The sequence below is a fragment of the Aquificaceae bacterium genome (assembly GCA_037481935.1).
Taxonomy (GTDB): Bacteria; Aquificota; Aquificia; order Aquificales; family Aquificaceae; genus Pampinifervens.
Genome location: JBBFKQ010000001.1, coordinates 105,358 through 120,896 on the forward strand (window position 1 = coordinate 105,358; position 15,539 = coordinate 120,896).

Annotated in this window: 15 protein-coding genes and 2 tRNA genes; 4 read left to right on the top strand and 13 right to left on the bottom strand. The window is 48.2% G+C overall.

Going from position 1 to position 15,539, the window contains the following annotated elements; all coding sequences use genetic code 11:
* Positions 1-54: 54 nt before the first annotated feature.
* Positions 55-1,143 carry an AI-2E family transporter gene (locus WHS43_00585; GenBank protein ID MEJ5338138.1) on the top strand — a complete coding sequence of 363 codons (1,089 nt, stop codon included), beginning with the start codon at positions 55-57 and terminating at the stop codon, positions 1,141-1,143.
* Here WHS43_00585 and WHS43_00590 read toward each other — a convergent pair.
* The 10 genes from WHS43_00590 to WHS43_00635 all read right to left on the bottom strand — a co-directional run bounded on the left by WHS43_00590 (position 1,121) and on the right by WHS43_00635 (position 10,050).
* Positions 1,121-1,759 (bottom strand): helix-turn-helix domain-containing protein, encoded by a 639-nt coding sequence (locus tag WHS43_00590; GenBank protein ID MEJ5338139.1) that lies wholly within the window; start codon positions 1,757-1,759, stop codon positions 1,121-1,123. The genes WHS43_00585 and WHS43_00590 overlap by 23 nt on opposite strands.
* A 22-nt stretch (positions 1,760-1,781) precedes the next feature.
* Positions 1,782-1,854: transfer RNA gene (locus WHS43_00595), tRNA-Pro, on the bottom strand.
* A gap of 6 nt (positions 1,855-1,860) precedes the next feature.
* Positions 1,861-2,103 (bottom strand): HU family DNA-binding protein, encoded by a 243-nt coding sequence (locus WHS43_00600; protein MEJ5338140.1) that lies wholly within the window; start codon positions 2,101-2,103, stop codon positions 1,861-1,863.
* Complete coding sequence (locus tag WHS43_00605; protein ID MEJ5338141.1) at positions 2,100-3,665, bottom strand: S1 RNA-binding domain-containing protein; 1,566 nt, start codon at positions 3,663-3,665, stop codon at positions 2,100-2,102. The genes WHS43_00600 and WHS43_00605 overlap by 4 nt, the downstream gene beginning before the upstream one ends.
* A gap of 30 nt (positions 3,666-3,695) precedes the next feature.
* The gene (locus tag WHS43_00610; GenBank protein MEJ5338142.1) at positions 3,696-5,138 is read right to left on the bottom strand and encodes an RtcB family protein; all 1,443 of its coding nucleotides are present in this window, start codon (positions 5,136-5,138) and stop codon (positions 3,696-3,698) included.
* A 32-nt stretch (positions 5,139-5,170) separates the two neighbouring features.
* Positions 5,171-6,871 carry a nickel-dependent hydrogenase large subunit gene (locus WHS43_00615; protein ID MEJ5338143.1) on the bottom strand — a complete coding sequence of 567 codons (1,701 nt, stop codon included), beginning with the start codon at positions 6,869-6,871 and terminating at the stop codon, positions 5,171-5,173.
* A complete protein-coding gene (locus WHS43_00620) occupies positions 6,868-8,175 on the bottom strand; it encodes a (Fe-S)-binding protein (protein ID MEJ5338144.1) in 1,308 nt (435 codons plus the stop codon). Before WHS43_00620 ends, WHS43_00615 begins: the two co-directional genes overlap by 4 nt.
* A gap of 11 nt (positions 8,176-8,186) precedes the next feature.
* A complete protein-coding gene (locus tag WHS43_00625; protein ID MEJ5338145.1) occupies positions 8,187-8,858 on the bottom strand; it encodes a hypothetical protein in 672 nt (223 codons plus the stop codon).
* Between the two features lies 1 nt (position 8,859).
* The gene (locus WHS43_00630; protein MEJ5338146.1) at positions 8,860-9,900 is read right to left on the bottom strand and encodes a hydrogenase small subunit; all 1,041 of its coding nucleotides are present in this window, start codon (positions 9,898-9,900) and stop codon (positions 8,860-8,862) included.
* A 75-nt stretch (positions 9,901-9,975) separates the two neighbouring features.
* Positions 9,976-10,050 (bottom strand) — tRNA-Val (locus WHS43_00635).
* A 96-nt stretch (positions 10,051-10,146) separates the two neighbouring features.
* On the opposite strand from WHS43_00635, the gene WHS43_00640 reads away from it, so the two are divergent.
* Entirely contained in the window at positions 10,147-11,163 is a 1,017-nt protein-coding gene (locus WHS43_00640; GenBank protein ID MEJ5338147.1) for an Lrp/AsnC family transcriptional regulator, read from the top strand.
* On the opposite strand, the gene WHS43_00645 is transcribed toward WHS43_00640, so the two are convergent.
* Positions 11,138-11,344 carry a hypothetical protein gene (locus WHS43_00645; GenBank protein ID MEJ5338148.1) on the bottom strand — a complete coding sequence of 69 codons (207 nt, stop codon included), beginning with the start codon at positions 11,342-11,344 and terminating at the stop codon, positions 11,138-11,140. The two genes, WHS43_00640 and WHS43_00645, sit on opposite strands and share 26 nt — an antisense overlap.
* Positions 11,345-12,274, bottom strand: coding sequence for a histone deacetylase (locus tag WHS43_00650; GenBank protein ID MEJ5338149.1), 930 nt, complete (start codon positions 12,272-12,274; stop codon positions 11,345-11,347).
* Between the two features lie 40 nt (positions 12,275-12,314).
* On the opposite strand from WHS43_00650, the gene lysS reads away from it, so the two are divergent.
* Complete coding sequence (gene lysS, locus WHS43_00655) at positions 12,315-14,018, top strand: lysine--tRNA ligase (GenBank protein ID MEJ5338150.1); 1,704 nt, start codon at positions 12,315-12,317, stop codon at positions 14,016-14,018.
* On the top strand, positions 14,018-14,749 hold the full coding sequence (locus tag WHS43_00660; GenBank protein MEJ5338151.1) for a ferredoxin reductase: 732 nt from the start codon (positions 14,018-14,020) through the stop codon (positions 14,747-14,749). Before lysS ends, WHS43_00660 begins: the two co-directional genes overlap by 1 nt.
* On the opposite strand, the gene WHS43_00665 is transcribed toward WHS43_00660, so the two are convergent.
* On the bottom strand, positions 14,746-15,513 hold the full coding sequence (locus tag WHS43_00665) for a Gfo/Idh/MocA family oxidoreductase (protein ID MEJ5338152.1): 768 nt from the start codon (positions 15,511-15,513) through the stop codon (positions 14,746-14,748). The genes WHS43_00660 and WHS43_00665 overlap by 4 nt on opposite strands.
* Positions 15,514-15,539 lie beyond the last annotated feature (26 nt).

Consider the following 15,539-nt stretch of genomic DNA (forward strand, 5'->3'; position numbering starts at 1 on the left):
CTCAAGCAGAGCTCCACACTTGGGACATTTTTCCATGACTTATAATTTAGTCCTGTGAGAGAAAGAGTCTTTCTTTACTTTCTCCTTACTCTGACAGCCTTTTTTGTGGCACTTGCCTTTACAATGCTTCTGCCCTTTCTAAAGCCCATACTCTGGGCTGTCATATTTTCTCTGGTTCTGTATCCCATACACATTAAACTCTCAAGAAAAATAGGCAATACATCTTCTGCCCTCTTGCTTACATTGCTGGTGCTCGCCCTTGTGGTAATCCCCTTCAGCCTCGTGCTCACCATGGCCATAAGGCAGTCCATAGAGCTACTTCATCTTGCGGTCAGCCTCACCCAGAACAGCTCCTACATGGATTTAATAAAGGGCACGCTTGAAAACCCGCTACTCAAGAGGATATTTACCGAAGAGGAAATAAAGGGTTTTCTGGCATACCTTGAGTCTGAAGAATTCAGAAACATACTTATGAGCGGACTCAGGGACTTTCTTCAGAGGGGATTGAACCTTGCAGCTTCCATGCTTCCGGCAATTGGTGGTTTTATCTTCAAAACTTTCGTATTTCTACTCACGTTGTTTTTCATACTCAGGGACGGTCCAAAATTCGTAAGATTCGCTGAGCGTTTTCTTCCTATGCACAGGGAAGATATAGAGCAGGTCTCCATAACCATTTACAAGACAGTCCTTGCCACCGTCTACGGTTCCATAGGGGTTGGGATAGCCCAGAGCTCGGTGGGTTTTATTGGATACAAGCTGGCAGGCATGGACTACGCCATACTCCTCGCCATGGCAACCTTCATAAGCTCCTTTATACCGCCCTTTGGCGCAGGCTTTGTATGGTTTCCTGTAGCAGTCTATACCCTTGCAACAAAGGGAACATACCCTGGCGTTTTCATGTTCCTCTATGGCATGTTTATTATATCAACCATAGACAACTTTATAAGACCTCTTATCATGAAAATGGGTATAAGCGTGCCTTACATAGTGCTCTTTTTTTCCATAGTGGGTGGTCTTCTGACCTTTGGCTTTGTGGGTATATTCCTCGGACCTATTATATTCACAACCCTTTTCACCCTTGCCCTGATATATGAGAAGAGAGTGCTGGGCAAGGAAGAGCCTACTCAAGCCCGTGCATCTTGAGGTTTTCCCTTATCCTGTGAAGTAGCTCTGCCGGGTTCTTTATGGGATACTCCAGCTCCTGGAGCACTTCCCTTGCAGTTCTGCCCCTTATATAAACACCCTCAAGTCTGTTGGATATGCTGTCTGCGGACTGTATGGGGAAGTCTGTTCCCTTGAGCCTTTTTAGCACCATATAGGCCCAGGGAATGTCAAGGGCATAGGCAACCCTCTCACAGTATTGGAGAAAGACCTGTGGTTCTTCGTGTCCCTCCTTCACCAGCTTGTATGCAAGTTTTGCAATTCCGCCTGCGGTGTGGACCTTCAGCTCTTTCCTTTCCTCTTCAAGGAGTTCCTCTATCCTTCTGAGCTTTTCAAGTGCTGTGGATGGCTCCGCCCTGAGTATGTTTCTTACCGTCTGAACAGTGAGACCCACCTTCTCCGCTATTTCCCTGTCTGTTTTCAAGTATTCTTCCCTTAGCACCACGCAGTAAACTGCCCTGGCAAGAGATGGAAGCCATGTGAGGGTTTTGTATTCTGCCAGCCTGGAAAGTCCACCGAGCACATCAATGGATTTTAAAAAGACCCTCAAAACAAGTGATTCAAGGTCTCTCTCCACGGGTTCTACCAGCACCACCATATTTAGCCTCCTTTGTGTAATATCGGGGTGACGGGACTTGAACCCGTGACCTCTGGCCCCCCATGCCAGCGCGCTACCGCCTGCGCCACACCCCGTTATTCTTACATTTTAGACCTTTTTGCCTCTGTTTTCAACCTGTATAGAAGCTTTTTACTCGGTCTGAATATTACCCGTTTTCCCCTCTTTCTGAAACTGCCAAAGCCTGAGATTTTCAAACCATCTCCAGAAGCTATGCCCTCCCTCATCATATTTAGCAGAAAGTTCACCATTCTGTATACCTTTTTCTTTGAATAAAGAGAAGAGTGCTCCTCGTGCAGTTTCTGAACCAGTATTTTCTTTTTCATATCTTCATTTTTTTCTTGAGTATGTCGCCCAGTGTAAAGCCCTTGTCAGAAGTGGTTATTATTTCCTCCCTTTTCTCCTCCTCCTTCATGCTGAAGGTTATCTTATCCTGAGAGAGCTCTATTATTCTTGCTTCCACCTCCTGACCTTCCTGGAGTTTCAGACCTTTTGGCATTTCAGATATAGGCAAGAGTCCGTCCACACCCTCTGGAAACTGCAGGAAGGCACCAAAGGGATGCACGCTTTTGACCTTTAGCTTCACCCTCTTACCAATGCTGTAGCTTTTAAGCACGGCTTCCCAGGGATTTTCCATAAGCTGTTTGAGACCAAGCTTTACAAACTTTCCATCTAGCCCAAGCACCATAAACTCCAGGGACTGTCCCACATGGAGCACATCCTCAACTCTACCCGGCTTTATCCATGCCAGGTCGCTTCTGTGAACAACCCCCTGCACACCCTTTTCGAGCCTTACTATAGCTCTGGCTCCTTCTATCTTCTCTACGGTGCCGGTGACCTTACTTCCAACGGGATGTTCCTTTATGTATTCTTCCCATGGCTTTGGAAGGGTTCTCCTTATACTCAAAACCAGCTTGTGTCTTTTTGGGTCAAAATCAAGCACCTGAGCTGATACCCTGTCGCCCTTTTTGAAGGTGCTTCCGTCATAGGATATTTCCTCTTTTGGCACAAAGCCCTCAACACCCTCTATGACTTCAAGGAGCAGTCCGTTTTCCCTCACCTCCACAACCCTTCCGCTCACCACCTGGCCCTTCTGTATGCTCTGTTCTGCTTTCAGCCAGGGGTTTTCCTTTGTTTCCCTCAGGCTAACGAAGATAAACTGTCCGTCTTTGGGTATTCTCTTTACCTTTACCCTCAGCCTCTCGTCAATCTCCGCATAGTTGTAAGGATTCCTGTCCCTTCCCCAGCTCAGCTCTTCAAGGGGAAGAAAGGCTCTGAGGGCGTTGCCCACAAGCAGGGTTATTCCCTTATCTGGGTCTATCTTTATAACCCTGCCTTCCACCAAATCTCCCACCTTTATTTTGGAGAGAAGCCTTGATTTCTTTTTTTCTTCCTGAGCCTTTATGTAATCCCTCTGGGATAGCACAACCTTAAGACCGTCCTCCTCCCTTCTGAGTTCCGTTATCTTTGCCACTATCTTTTTGCCTTCCTTGAGGTTTCTCAGAGCTTCCTTTGCAGGAAGGGATGCCCTCAAACCACTAATATCAACCACATAACTATCATCCTTCCTTTCCAGCACCGTCCCTGTTATGAACTTGCCTTTCTCATAGCAGGATTTTAGAAAACCTGTAAGCTTTTCTTCAAGGTATCTCCTGTAGGACAGTATGGGAGAACCTCCTTTGCTGAACCTGAGGACCACTGCTTTTACCTCATCACCAACCCTGGCCTCTGGCAGTTCTTCTCTTGGGATTATAGCCTCCACCTTGTATCCTACATCCACGTATAGGTTCCTTTCATCAACCTTTACCACCTTACCCTTTATCACCTCCCCTCTCTTTATCTCTTTAAGTTCAAGACCCTCTTCAAAGAGCTTTTCAAACTCACCCATAAGTTCCTCCAGAATTTTCTATTATAACACTTAACCCTTTAAAGTGCCTAAAGGTTTGAATCTTGCCACAAGCCTGGCTATGCCAAGAGAGTGAACCACATAGGCAACCTCTGAGACATCCTTGTATGCCTGTGGAATCTCTTCTGCAACCGTTCCCTTACCCCTTGCAACCACCACGAGACCACCAAGAACCTTTTCAAGCCCCTCTTTTCTGACAAACTCCTTTGCCTTTGTCCTTGACATAAGTCTTCCAGCTCCATGGCAGGCACTTCCAAAGCTCATGTCCATGCTTTTTTCCTGACCAACGAGGAGAAAGGAATATCTTCCTACATCTCCCGGAAGGAGGACAGGCTGGCCTATTTCCCTGTAGGCGGGTGGAACATCAGGATTGTGTGGGGGGAATGCCCTCGTAGCACCTTTACGGTGAACAAGCAACTTCTTCCTTTTACCTTCAACACGGTGCTCCTCTACCTTTCCTATGTTGTGGGCAAGGTCGTATAGGAGCCTGTAACCAAACTCTTCCCAAGATAAGCCAAAAAATCTTCTGACCGTGTCTGCAGTCAGATAGCCAAGTATCTGTCTATTGGCAAAGGCATAGTTGGCTGCAGAGTTCATCGCCCTAAAATAGTCCTGACCCTCTGGAGATTTAAAGGGCATGCAGGCAAGCTGCATATCGGGTATATCTATGCCATATTTTTTTAGAGCATCCTTTGCGGTTTTAAGGTAGTCCACGCATACCTGATGACCGAAGCCCCTTGAGCCGGAATGAACCATTATGGTAACCTGGCCGAGATGAAGACCCAGTTTTTTTGCCACACCCTCTTCGTAAATCTCATCCACATACTGCACTTCCACAAAGTGGTTGCCAGAGCCCACTGTGCCCAGCTCATCAGAACCCCGCTGAAAGGCAAAATCTGAAACCTTTGAAGGGTCTGCACCCGGGAGGGCACCATTGCTCTCTATATGCTCGAGGTCTTCTTCAAAGCCATAACCCTTCTCTATAGCCCACCTTGCACCTTTTATCGCCACCTCAGCAAGCTCTGCCTTTGAAAGTTTCAGTTTTCCCGTGGAACCCACACCGGCAGGAACGTTTTTGAGTATTTCCTGCATGAGCTCTTTTCTAACAGGCTGGACCCTCTCTGCGGTCAGGTTTGTGGCTATAAGCCTTACACCGCAGTTTATGTCGTAGCCTATGGAGCCTGGGCTTATTATGCCCTCTTCTATGTCCGTTGCCATCACCCCACCCACAGGAAATCCGTAGCCCACATGCACATCTGGCATTACATAGATGGCTTTCTCTACGCCGGGGAGCGTCCCTGCGTTACCTGCCTGTCTTATGGCATCCTCTTCAAGGAGTTCATAGAGCCTCTCGCTCAGGTAGAAGTAGACTGGCACCTTCTGCCCCTGAAGGGTATTTTCTGGAAGTTTGTAGACAAAATCAGAAACCTTAAGAAGGCTCTCCTTGAGGCTCATAGTATTAATTTTATGCTTTCAAGTGCCCTGAGCTACAGCAATTTTACTGAAATAAGCTCCTCTTCCTCCCTATACAGATGCACCGCGCAGGCAAGGCAGGGGTCAAAGGAGTGTATGGTTCTCAAAATCTCAAGGGGCTCTCTGGGGTCTGCAAGGGTGTGACCTACGAGAGATGCTTCATAGGGTGAGGGCTGTCCCTTTGCATCCCTTGGAGAGCCGTTCCACGTGGTGGGCACCACAGCCTGATAGTTTTCTATTCTGCCCTCCTTTACATGAACCCAGTGGGAAAGAGAGCCCCGTGGTGCCTCCATAAGTCCAAGACCCTTTGCCTCTCGGGGCCATGTGGAGGGCTCCCATTTTTCTGCGTTGAAGGTTCTTGTGTCGCCAGACTTTATGTTCTCAATGAGCTGGGCATACCAGCCCTTCATGGCATGAGCATAAAGGTAGGTCTCAAGACCCCTTGAGAGGGTCCTGCCCATGGTGGAGTAAAGGGCTGAAATGGGAAGTCCAAGCCTTGATAGGTAGGAGTCAACCATCTCTCTCACACCCGGCAATCCCCTCGCGTAGAGGGCAAGGATTCTGGCAAGAGGTCCCACCTCAGCAGACAAGCCTCCGTATCTTGGAGCCTTCAGCCAGCTGTATTTGCCTTCCACGTTGAGATATTCGTAAGGTGGCTCTGGTCCCGTATAGTTTAAAACAGTCTCCCCCTCAAAGGGGTGAAGCCCTATCTGGTCGCCCTTAGAGTATTTATACCAGCTATGGGTCACATACTCCTCCACCTTTGAGTAGTCCACATCTTCATAAGCCTGCAGCTTTCTGTCCCTTATGAAGGTGGGGGGTATAAAGAACCTGCCATCTCTGTAGGAGTCCCCTTCTGGCTCACCGAGAACCAGAAAGTTCCCAACGCCTTCCCCCTTTTGGAACCAGTCCCCGTAAAAGCTGGCTATGGCAAGAAGGTCTGGAAGATAGACCTTTTCCACAAAGTCCGCCATCTGGTCTATGAGGGTTTTAACCCTGCTGAGCTTTTCCATGTTTATGGCTGTGTCGCTCTGAAGGTCTATGGGTGAGGGCATGCCACCAACGGCAAAGTTGGGGTGGGGGTTTTTGCCCCCAAAAATGGTGTGGAGCTGAACTATCTGTGTCTGCCAGTTGAGGGCATCGAGGTAGTGGGCAACAGCCATCAGATTTGCCTCTGGTGGAAGCCTGTAATCGGGGTGGTTCCAGTATCCCTTGCTGAAGATGCCCAGCTGACCCCTCTCCACCTGAGCCCTTATCTTTTCCTGAACTTCTTTAAAGTAAGAGGGTGTGGACTTCTCATAACTGGACAGGCTTCTGGCAAGTTCGGAGGTCTTTACGGGGTCCGCCTTCAGGGCATGAACGGGATTTATCCAGTCAAGGGCATGAAGGTGATAAAAGTGCACCACATGGTCGTGCACAAAGAGCGTCCCTATCATGAGCTTTCTTATGAGAGAGGCGTTCTTCGGCACCTTTATACTCAGAGCGTCTTCCACAGCCCTTATGGAGGCAAAGGCGTGCACCGTGGTGCATACGCCACATATCCTCTGGGCAAAAGCCCATGCCTCTCTGGGGTCTCTTCCTCTCAGAATTATCTCAATGCCCCTCACCATGGTGCCAGAGGAGTAGGCGGACTTTATGCTGTTCCCCTCCAGCTCAGCCTCAATCCTGAGGTGTCCTTCTATCCTTGTTATGGGGTCAATCACCAGCCTTTTCATGTCTCTTCCTCCAGAGCTTCTGCCACAAGCTCAACCATGCTGACAAACCTGTAATCTCTCTTAAGCTCCTGACTGCTCTTTGTAAGGGCGAGCATGCAATTGGCACAGTAGCAGACTACCGTCCTTGCCTTTGTCTTGTCAAAGAGGGTCATCTTGGATATAAAAGCCTTCTGTCTGTAGTAGTCCGCATCGCCTATCACAAGCACACCTCCACCCCCGCCGCAGCATATGTTGTGTTCTGGAATGAGCACTGAGTCTCTGAAGTCCTCCGCAAGCTCCTTGAGTATCCTTCTCGGCTCTCTGAGAACCCCTCCTCTCCTTCCAATCTGACAGGAATCGTGAAGTGTTGCAGTTTCTTTAAGCACCTTGCCCTTCAACCTGAGCCTGCCCTCCGTCAGCATCCTGTCTATGAGCTCCACGATGTTGAGCACTTCAAAGTCCCACTCTTCTGGAAACACGTTTGGTGCTATAAACCTCATGGACTGATAAGCGTGTCCGCATTCTGGGGCTATGATGTATTTGACGCCAAGGTCCTTTGCACCCTGAAGCACCCTTCTGAGCATCTCCCTCGTTACCTCCCTGCTCTGGGCAAAAAGTCCAAAGTTGGTGGCCTCGTGGGCTACTGTGGACATGCTCCAGCTGACTCCCGCCCTATTCAAAACCTTTGCCGCAGAGGCGACAGAGGATGGGAACTTCATAAGCTCTATGGAGGATGGAATGTAAAGATACTCGGAGGGCTTTCTGTCTATAGGAATGTTCACCTCATACTCATCGGAGATGAACTCAAGCCTCTGCAGGAAGGTCTGCGTGTCCACGCCCAGGGGACTGCCCTTTTCCACTGAAAGGTTGGTGGCATCCGCAAGGTCCTTTGGCGTCAGTCCTGCATGGGTGAGAGCACCCCTTACTATGCTCACAAGCCTTGGTGTGTCAATGCCCATGGGGCATGCCTTTGTGCACCTGTCGCAGTTGGTGCAGGTGTAAAAGGCAAGCCTTGCCTGCTCTTTCAGTTCCTCTGGTTTTATCTTGACCCCAAAGCCAAAGAGCTTTTTAAGCCTTCCCAAGAGTGTGTAGTTTTCCTTGTATATCTCCCTCAGGAGGTCTGCCTTGTAGGCAGGTGTGAGGGTTGGGTCTATCCTTCCAGAGACATTCTCCCCCATGTAAAAGAGGCATGCCTCCGCACATATGCCGCAACGTACACAGGCTTCAAGGTAAGAAGCCACCTCCATATCGATGCTCTTTTTACAGAACTGGTAGAACTTTTCAACCTCCTCCTGACCTATCTCTTCCTTTGAAAGCACTGCCATGGCTCACCTCCTCAAAAGGAAACGCCCCTCTTGCCTGCGTTCCATCCCATAAAGCCCACAGAGAGGAAATAGTAGACAAAGTGAGAAAGTCTGCTGAAGGGAATGTAGAGGATAAGAAGGTCTGCAAGAAACATATGAAGGGACAAAAGCCATATGTAGCTACCGCCCCCGGCCCAGCGTGTGGCAAGAAGGCCAGTGAAGAGTATCATGGCTATGAGGAAGTTGGCAAAGTATTCGTCCTTGCCTGTCAGGAGCTTCAGAACAGGGTTTAAAGCTCTGTGCATCGTGAGTGCTATGAGAGACCCAAGGGCTGCGTAGGCAAGTATGTCGGAGACTATGTTTGGCAGGACTGGAAAGGGTATGCCGGTAATCTCTTTCCACAAAAGAGCATGGGCTGGGACAAAGAAGGTAAGACCTATGAAGCCAAGATGAAAGAGAAAGCCACCTATGAAGTTGATGGCCCTCCTTGAAAATATCTCATTGAAAGTCCAGCCCATGGTAGGCTTTATGACTATTTTCTTTACAGCCATGAGGTAGGGGTTACCTTTGGGTTTGGCGTAGTCTGGAGGAAGTCCAAGGAAAAGCACCCTGAAGAACCTGTAGGCTATGCCAAGGAAGAAAACAAAAAGGGCAAACCTTAGAAGTGGACCTCTGACAAAGTCGTAGAAGGCAACATCGGTCATCTTACTTACCTCCCCTGAGCTTTTTGTTCATGTATGCCACACTCACACCCACCGCAGTCCCCACCGCAACGCCAGCCAGAGCTTCTTTAAGGCCAAAGCCTCCGCTTACCACGGACAAAGGGGTATATATCATCCCCCTGTCCCAGAAGTCTGGCTCTGAACAACCAAAGCATGGATGCCCGGATTGTATGGGAAAGCTTATTCCCCCATTCCACCTTATGGTGGCACAGGCGTTTCTGGTCACAGGACCCTTACAACCAAGCCTGTAGAGACAGTAGCCTTTTTTAGCACCTTCATCGTCAAAGGAGCTGGCAAACCTGCCAGCGTTGTAAAAGGGTCTTCTGTAGCATCTGTCGTGGACTGTCTGACCGTAAAAGGTTTTTGGTCTTCCCATGCTGTCAAGCTCTGGAGATTTCCCTGTGAGCACATAGCCCGCTATTACTGAGACCATCACATCCCCTATGGGGGGACAGCCCGGGATATTGACCACCTGCCTTCCTCTCAGGGCTTCACTGACGGGTATTGCACCTGTTGGGTTGGGATAGGCATGGGGTATGCCTCCCCAGCTGGCACAGCTACCCACTGCGATTATGAGACCAGCACCCTCTGCCGCCTCTTTCAGGAGCTCCAGATTAGACCTGCCCGCCACGGTGCAGTATGCACCTCCTCTGTCTGGAGATACAGAGCCCTCCACTATGAGCACATATTTGCCTCTGTGTTTTTCCATTGCCTCCCTCTTTGACTCCTCTGCATAAAAACCAGAAGGTGCCATCAAGATTTCATGGTATTCAAGGGATACATAGTCAAGCAGCACATCGGCAGGCAGAAGGCTCGTGCTTCTTATAAAAGATTCGGTACATCCTGCACAGTCCTGAAACTCAAGCCATATGACCACTGGCTTGGGCTTTGTTTCAAGAGCCCTTACTACGTCTGTAAGCATGGATGAGGACAACCCAAGGGCAGTGGAAAGCAACAGGGCGGACTTAAGAAAGTCCCTTCTTGAGTAGCCCCTCCTTCTGTAAATGTCATAGAGGGTTTCCATAATCGCCTCCAGTGAGGAGATTGTTGAGTATGAAAATATGAGTAGTATGATTTTTGTCAACTCAAATTTTGTAAATGGTGGGCGATGGAGGACTCGAACCTCCGACCTCCATCTTGTGAGGATGGCGCTCTACCTCTGAGCTAATCGCCCGGTGACTCTATTATTATTATACATCCTTTCTCTTTTCTGGCTAAAAACAGAAGTAAGTTGTCAGTTACATACAGAGGTTTATATTTAAAATTAGACATGAAAACATATGAAAGCCTGCTCAAAGAGGTTCAACAGGAAATACCAATCACTAACAGACCTTTCCTGCTTGTTGGAAATAAAATCGGTATGAAAGAGGAAGAAGTCATTGAGGTGCTTAACACTTTGAAGCGAGAGAAAGTTATCAGACAGATATCCCCCATATACGACACAAGAATGCTTGGATACGATTCTTCCCTTGTCGCCTTCAGAGTCCAAGCAGAGAAACTGGAGGACGTGGCAGCTCTCGTGAACTCCCATCCAGGTGTAAGCCATAACTACGAGAGGGAAGATGAATTCAACCTGTGGTTTACGCTGGCGGTCCCCCCAGATTCTCCTCTCGGACTTGAGGATACTGTAAAACTTATGGCGAAGATGGGTGGTGTGAAAGACTTTGTGATACTTAGGACCATCAGGATGTTTAAGATTGGAGTCAGGCTAACTTACGAAAATCTTGAAGAAAGAGAAGAGGTAGAAGAAAAGGAGTTCATTTACAAACCACTTGGAGATAGGGAGATTAGGTTAGTAAGAGTCACTCAGGAGGATATGCCACTTGTAAAAAGACCCTTTCTTGAATGGGCAGATAAACTTGATATGGAAGAAGAAGAGCTTATTGAACTTATGAGCTCCCTTAAAGAAAGAGGTATTCTCAGAAGGATAGGTGCCATACTTTTCCACAGAAAGGCTGGCTTTACCGCCAACGGAATGGCCGTGTGGAATGTGGAAAAAGAAAGGGTTGAGGAGGTGGGAAGGTTTATAGCAGGCTTCAGAGGTGTATCACACTGCTATGAACGCACTACCAACAGTGTCTGGAAGTATAATCTCTTTTCTATGGTGCACGGAAGGGACAGAGAAGAGGTAAAGGCTCTCATAAGGAAAATAGCATATGAAGCTTCCCTAAAAGATTACAGGGTTCTTTTCTCCACAAGAGAATTCAAGAAGAAAAGGGTAATATACTTTACCGAAGATTTTTACGCCTGGTACAGAGACTTTACAGGGGCAGTCTCTTCTTCTTGACCCAGTATAAGAGGGTGAGGGTAACAAGAAAAAGTGTGAGGGCAACGGAAAAAGGGTAGGCGAGTGGTCTGTTTACCCTCAGCATGGTATCAAGAAAAAAGAGAAAGAGAAGGTAAAAGCCATAAGCAACCAGTATAAAGGAAAAAGCTTGAAAGAGGTAGTTTTTTACCTTCTTAAGCATTCACGCCTCCAGCATCTTCTGCAGGGTAAGGCTCACGCACTCAGAAAGGGCCTTCAGGTTGTAGCCCCCCTCAAGGGCAAAGAGCACAGGCACAGAAAGCCTTTTCGCGTTATCAATAAGATGCTCTATAACCCTCCCAAAGCCTTCTGTGGAAAGATTCAGATAGGTGAGTGGGTCCTCCCTGTGGGCATCGTAACCTGCGGAAACAAGAAGGAACTGAGGTGAATACTCATAGAAGAGCTTTGGAAAGACTTCTCCGTATATTTTCTCAAACTCTGCATCTCCGGCACCTGCAGGAAGGGGTTCATTGTGGGTAAAGCCGTAGCCTTTACCAGCACCTTTTTCTTCCGAAGAGCCGGTGCCGGGGTAAAAGGGGTATTCGTGTGAAGAAAAGTAGAAGACCCTGTCATCCTCGTAGAAGCTTCTCTGAGTGCCGTTGCCATGATGGGCGTCAAAGTCCACTATGAAGATTCTCTGATAGCCCTTCTGGAGAAGGTAGTGGGCACCAACCGCTATGTTGTTGAAGAGACAGAAGCCCATAGCCTTTGCATGCTCTGCATGATGCCCTGGAGGCCTTACCGCACAGAAGACAGCCTCCACTTCATTCCTTATGAGCCTATCAATACCTTCAAGAACACCCCCAACCGCAAACAGGGCAACCTCGTAGGAGGCAGGCACTGCGTAAGTATCTGGGTCAAGATAACCCCCACCCGCAGAACAAAAGTCTGCCACCTCCTGCACATAGGCAGGGTCATGGTTGAGAGCTACTTCCTGGGCTGACGCTCTCCTCGGGTTTATATGAACCATCTCCTTTAAAACGCCTTTCCTTTCAAGCTCCTGGACAATGGCTATGAGCCTGTCCTTGCTTTCAGGGTGTCCTTTCCAATGATGCTCAAGGTAGACGCTGTCATAAACCAGCCCAGTTTTCATAGGGAAAATTATACTTCAGAAGTGCTATAATCCTTTTTCTATGGAAGGGTCAAGGCTTGAAAAGCTGAGCAGGCTGAGAGAAAAAAAACAGGCATATCCTTACAGGTTTGAGGTGAGCGCACAGATAGGTGATATAAGGAAAAGGTATGAGAAACACCCTGAGGGGAAAGAAATCACACTGAAGGGCGTGGTAAAAAGGTCCTCAAAGCTTGAAGAAGGTAATCTCATAAGGCTATCCAGCCTCTCAGGCGTTGAAATGCTTGCCATAACTCAGGAAGATTTGAAGGTTGGGCAGGAATACACGCTGAGAGGAAGGCTCGGCAGGTATGAGGGCAAACTTTGTCTTTATGATTCGTCTCCTTACGATGGTGATGCTCTGGAAATAGAATCCGTAAAAGCTGAATACGACCTTGACCCTGGCTTTGAAGAGGTGGCCATTGCCGGAAGGCTGATGACTCTCAGAAGCATGGGAAAGGCCATATTTGGTCACCTTCAAGATGCCACTGGAAGGATTCAGATATACCTGAAAAAGGATGTGGTGGGAGAAGAAGCCTTCAGAGACTTTGAAGAGCTTGTGGACACGGGGGACATACTTGGGGTGAGGGGAAAGCTCTTCAGGACAAACACGGGCGAGCTTACCGTTGAGGTGGAAACTTTCCAGATACTCTCAAAAAGCCTGCACCCCATGCCAGAAAAGTGGCACGGTATAAAGGATGTGGAGGTCCGATACAGGCAGAGATATCTTGACCTTCTGGCAAACGAAGATGCAAGAAACATATTCCTAATTAGAAGCAGGGTTGTTCAGGAGCTGAGAAACTTTTTAAACTCAGAAGGCTTTCTTGAAGTGGAAACCCCCGTGCTTCAGCATGTGGCCTCCGGTGCCAACGCAAAGCCCTTTATCACATACCACAACTACCTTGAACAGAACCTCTATCTCAGGATAGCCCCTGAGCTCTATCTTAAAAGGCTTGTGGTGGGAGGCTTCAACAGGGTCTACGAGCTTGGGAAAAACTTTCGCAACGAAGGCGTGGATACCACCCACAACCCAGAATTTACCATGCTGGAGTTCTACACAGCCTACTGGGACTACAGGGACCTCATGGACTTTACGGAAAAGCTTCTTTCCCATGTGCTTCTCTCCACCCTGGGCAACCTGAAAGTGCTTTACAGAGGCAGGGAGCTTGACTTTACACCACCTTACAGGAGGTATAGCTACTTTGAGCTTCTGAAGGAAAAAACAGGAAAGGACAAGGATTTCTTTCTGAGAGATATAGAAGGGCTGAGAAAACTGGCGAAGGAGATAGGAGTGCCGAAGGCAGAAAGCCTTACTCATGCAAAGCTCATTGACAAGGTCTTTGACCTGCTGGTGGAGGATGAGCTGTGGGGACCCTGCTTTGTGCTTGACTTTCCCAAAATACTTTCACCCCTTGCCAAAACACACAGAGAAGACCCTGACCTTGTGGAAAGGTTTGAGCTCTTCGTGGCAGGAAAGGAACTTGCCAACGCCTACACGGAGCTCAATGACCCCTTTGAGCAGAGGGAGAGATTTCTGGAGCAACTGAGAGAGAAGGAGATGGGGGACGAAGAAGCCATGCAGATGGATGAGGACTTTATAACCGCCCTTGAATATGGAATGCCGCCCACCGCAGGTGAAGGAATAGGCATAGACAGGCTTGTAATGATACTGACGGATGTGGACTCTATAAGGGAAGTAATTCTGTTTCCTGCACTCAGGAGGACCTGATGGATCTTGAGAAAAAGCCCATAAAAGAATTCAACGCAGAAGTGATAAGGGTAATCCAGGAAACACCCACCACAAAGACTCTGGTTTTTGACACAGGGCATGTGGACTTTGACTTTTACCCCGGTCAGTATGTGATGCTGAACGTGCCCTTTGAGGGGCAGCTTCTCAAAAGAGCCTACTCCATAGCAAGCCCTCCAACGCAGAAGGAAACACTTGAGCTTACCATAAAAAGGGTGCCCGATGGAAGAGCTTCCGCTTATCTGACGGAGAGCGTGAGGGAGGGAGATAAGTTTCTTATAAAGGGACCCTACGGAAAGTTTATCTGGGTTCCACAGATGGGGACAAGTGTAGTTCTCATAGGTGCGGGGAGCGGTATTGTTCCGCTCATGTGCATTCTCAGATACATAGTCTCAGCCGGACTTGAGCATGTGAAGGCAACGCTTCTGTATTCCAACACCCACTACGAGGAAATAATATACAGGGAAGAACTGGAGAGAATGGACAGGCGTTCCAACATTAAGGTGGTGCACACGCTCACAAGGTCACATCCACCGGACTGGAAGGGATACACAGGAAGGATAAACCCGGATATGCTATTGAAAGAAGTGGAAGACATACCCACTAACCTCTACTATCTTTGTGGACCTCCCAACTTTGTGGAAGACATAGCCAGCATGCTCCTCGAGCTGAGGGTGGACAGAGAAAAGATAAAGAAGGAAAAATACGACTAAGAAAGGCTCTCAAGAAGTTTTAGGTTTCTGTAAGCCCTTTCCACGCTTTTTGTGTCATAACTTCCCCTCAGGAAGTCCTCCAGCATGAGCCTGAGCTTGTCCCTCTTTTCCTCCGTCAGGAGCTCACCCCTCTGGTAGACTTTTTCCTCACCAAAATCAAGAATCAGCTCATCATCTATGTTCCATATCCTTCTTGGCTCTGGATGTTCCCACGCCACGCTGAGACTGAAAGGGACTCCCTCCAAATAGCCACTAAGCGTCCAGACACCTTCTTTTACATGGAGCCCTTCCAGATTTATATCTTCAGAAACCCTCTGAAGGAGGTAAAGGTCATGCCAGGCAAGGTCCCAGAGGGGTGAGATATACCCTCTTCCCCTTCCAAACCTTTCTATTCTGAGAAACCTCCTGGGCTTTCTCAAAAAGCTGACACATACGGAATAATTCTCCACCTCTGATATGTAAAGACAGGGATAATCTCCTATTTTTGTAAACTCCTCAGAGCTCAGGGCTGGAGGTTTTTCAAGGAGAACGGGTATACCCCTTTTCAAGAAGCTCTCCGCTATTTTTGCGTGTTCTTCGGGACTGACCGCCACTATTACCGACTTGAGCTCTTCCTGAACATCACCAAAATGACAATAGAAGGGGTAGGGCTTTTTCTCCTTTGTGGGGTCTATATCACACAGCACAAGCTTTTCACCAAGCTGTTCCAGCTTCCAGAAATACTTGTTTCCCATGTTTCCAAGACCCACAAGCAGAACATGCATGGTATAGAATTTTAAAGGAATAGCCA

Coding starts and splice junctions, on each gene's coding strand:
- WHS43_00590 (MEJ5338139.1), bottom strand. CDS start 1,759: ATGGTGGTGCTGGTAGAACCCGTGGAGAGAGACCTTGAATCACTTGTT.
- WHS43_00600 (MEJ5338140.1), bottom strand. CDS start 2,103: ATGAAAAAGAAAATACTGGTTCAGAAACTGCACGAGGAGCACTCTTCT.
- WHS43_00605 (MEJ5338141.1), bottom strand. CDS start 3,665: ATGGGTGAGTTTGAAAAGCTCTTTGAAGAGGGTCTTGAACTTAAAGAG.
- WHS43_00610 (MEJ5338142.1), bottom strand. CDS start 5,138: ATGAGCCTCAAGGAGAGCCTTCTTAAGGTTTCTGATTTTGTCTACAAA.
- WHS43_00615 (MEJ5338143.1), bottom strand. CDS start 6,871: ATGAAAAGGCTGGTGATTGACCCCATAACAAGGATAGAAGGACACCTC.
- WHS43_00620 (MEJ5338144.1), bottom strand. CDS start 8,175: ATGGCAGTGCTTTCAAAGGAAGAGATAGGTCAGGAGGAGGTTGAAAAG.
- WHS43_00625 (MEJ5338145.1), bottom strand. CDS start 8,858: ATGACCGATGTTGCCTTCTACGACTTTGTCAGAGGTCCACTTCTAAGG.
- WHS43_00630 (MEJ5338146.1), bottom strand. CDS start 9,900: ATGGAAACCCTCTATGACATTTACAGAAGGAGGGGCTACTCAAGAAGG.
- WHS43_00640 (MEJ5338147.1), top strand. CDS start 10,147: ATGAAAACATATGAAAGCCTGCTCAAAGAGGTTCAACAGGAAATACCA.
- WHS43_00645 (MEJ5338148.1), bottom strand. CDS start 11,344: ATGCTTAAGAAGGTAAAAAACTACCTCTTTCAAGCTTTTTCCTTTATA.
- WHS43_00650 (MEJ5338149.1), bottom strand. CDS start 12,274: ATGAAAACTGGGCTGGTTTATGACAGCGTCTACCTTGAGCATCATTGG.
- lysS (MEJ5338150.1), top strand. CDS start 12,315: ATGGAAGGGTCAAGGCTTGAAAAGCTGAGCAGGCTGAGAGAAAAAAAA.
- WHS43_00660 (MEJ5338151.1), top strand. CDS start 14,018: ATGGATCTTGAGAAAAAGCCCATAAAAGAATTCAACGCAGAAGTGATA.
- WHS43_00665 (MEJ5338152.1), bottom strand. CDS start 15,513: ATGCATGTTCTGCTTGTGGGTCTTGGAAACATGGGAAACAAGTATTTC.